The sequence below is a fragment of the Sphingobacterium shayense genome, from assembly GCF_013179575.1.
Taxonomy (GTDB): domain Bacteria; phylum Bacteroidota; class Bacteroidia; order Sphingobacteriales; family Sphingobacteriaceae; genus Sphingobacterium; species Sphingobacterium shayense.
In genome coordinates this window covers 1-1,873 of sequence record NZ_JABMCQ010000303.1, presented here as the reverse complement: position 1 = coordinate 1,873, position 1,873 = coordinate 1, and the positions used below count along the sequence as shown (strand labels likewise).

General features: G+C 37.2%; 2 protein-coding genes. One reads left to right on the top strand and one right to left on the bottom strand.

Annotation, left to right across the window (positions count from 1 at the left end; genetic code table 11):
- On the top strand, window positions 1-233 hold a 233-nt coding region (locus HP439_RS18925; RefSeq protein WP_172391882.1), incomplete at its 5' end, for a TolC family protein.
- A gap of 599 nt (window positions 234-832) precedes the next feature.
- On the opposite strand, the gene HP439_RS18920 is transcribed toward HP439_RS18925, so the two are convergent.
- A complete protein-coding gene (locus HP439_RS18920) occupies window positions 833-1,525 on the bottom strand; it encodes a lytic transglycosylase domain-containing protein (RefSeq protein ID WP_246229425.1) in 693 nt (230 codons plus the stop codon).
- Between the last annotated feature and the right edge of the window lie 348 nt (window positions 1,526-1,873).

Genomic DNA, 1,873 nt, shown 5'->3' with positions numbered 1-1,873 from the left:
TAGAAAAGCAAAAAGAACAACTTAAACTAGCACGAGAAAGAGTCGACAATGCAGATTTAGCAGTCAAAAATGCATCCTTATTATTTAAAGCGGGTTATGCAACTTACCTGGAAGTTATTACCGCACAAAGTAATGCCCTTACAAGCGAACTTGCCCTAGTTAACATTAGGCAAAAACAACTAGATGCTTATGTCACCCTTTATCGCGCGCTTGGTGGTGGCTGGCGTGAATAGTTGAAGAAAGAAAGTTGAAAAAAACGCATCGGAAAGATGCGTTTTTTTATTAGCAACCACATTATCCTCCAATATATACGGATCTATACGTGACTTTCTCAATGACATAGAGCTACATAAAGACTAATAAAAATATTACATCACTACCTCATCGATAATACTCTAATACTAGGAACTATAATTGGCTTGAACTCCCTCCTCGATCCTAGGAACCTAAATCTTCGAGCCTCTTTGATCGCGGAGAAACCTTGTCGTAATATGTCTATTTCGAGCGTCAATTTATTCGGGCCGCTCGTGTTTATCATAAAGGCTATCTAACTCACGTTAAAGCACCTGGAAGGCAGCAACATGCGAACAACCTCCAAGCCGACCCTGAGGGCCTCAAACACTCGCAAACCTCGGTAAAAAAACCTAGTCATTTAGAATTAACCCTGGGTAAATCACAATGTTATAAATTTAAGCAAATAAAAACTGCGGAGCTTAATACACGCCGCAGTTATATAAATTACACACTTTCTGAAACAGTGTCGTCTAATGGTTATGATTAATGCTAAATTATTTTTGCAACCATTCTCGCCTCGAACGGTGTTAAACAGCAATTAAAGTAGATTACTTTCGTTGATATATTGATACTTGTCTCTATTCTCAGCAAAACGTTTAAAACCATGTTTATTCGGGTTCTCAATCACTTGTTTAACTGAGACCAGTTTATAAATATAAGATCCTGTCTCTTGGTTTAATTTCAATTTATAATAATTTTTTGTCCCTTGTCTGCGAATCGAAGCTTTGAGATTTCCTATACCGACATTATAAGCTGCAGCAACCAACGTCCAGTCTCCGAACTCTTTATATAAACTCTTGATGTAACGGGCGGCTGCATCTGTTGATTTAGTTAAATCACGTCTCTCATCGACTTTTTCGCTTACTTTCAATCCGTAAAGCCGCGCTGTCGCTGGCATAAATTGCCAATAGCCACCGGCGCCCTTATGAGAGGTAACAGTAGGGTTCATATTACTCTCAATAAGCGGAATATATTTAAAATCTTCTGGTATACCATACGATCTTAAAATTGCAGCAATTTTAGGCAAATGCTTTGCTGCTTTTTTATGTAAATCGTAGGATTGTACTTTTCTATAAGTAAGCCTATTTAGATATTTTTCAAACTTGGCTTCTACATTCGGTACGTTTAATGGGACAGGTACATTCGCAAACCGTATAGAACTATAATAAGCTACCTTCTGTCGCTCAGGGGATAAGGCTATCGCCCTTCTTTCTTTTTTAATTCGCTCCAAAACGACCTTTTTTATAGGATCTTTTTTGGAATAGGTATTAGACTGTGAGTACAGATTACCTAGCAATAACACCGAAAGTACTATACTACAACTTAAAATTTTTTTTCTTATCATTCACTCCCTTAATGCTACCTATCCACGGTTTCGGAGTATTATTAAACACGCCGATTCGATCAAAAATAGCTTGGTTACATTTTCAGGGCACAAATATACGTAGCTTTTCCCTAACTTCCAAATAGTTATGTTCGGCCCCTCTCCCAAAAGGTTTCAAATAACAAGTTGCATCTGAAGTATTGAGCATTTATGGATAGATTAATTTTATTTCATAGAGTTAAATAAAAATGGTAT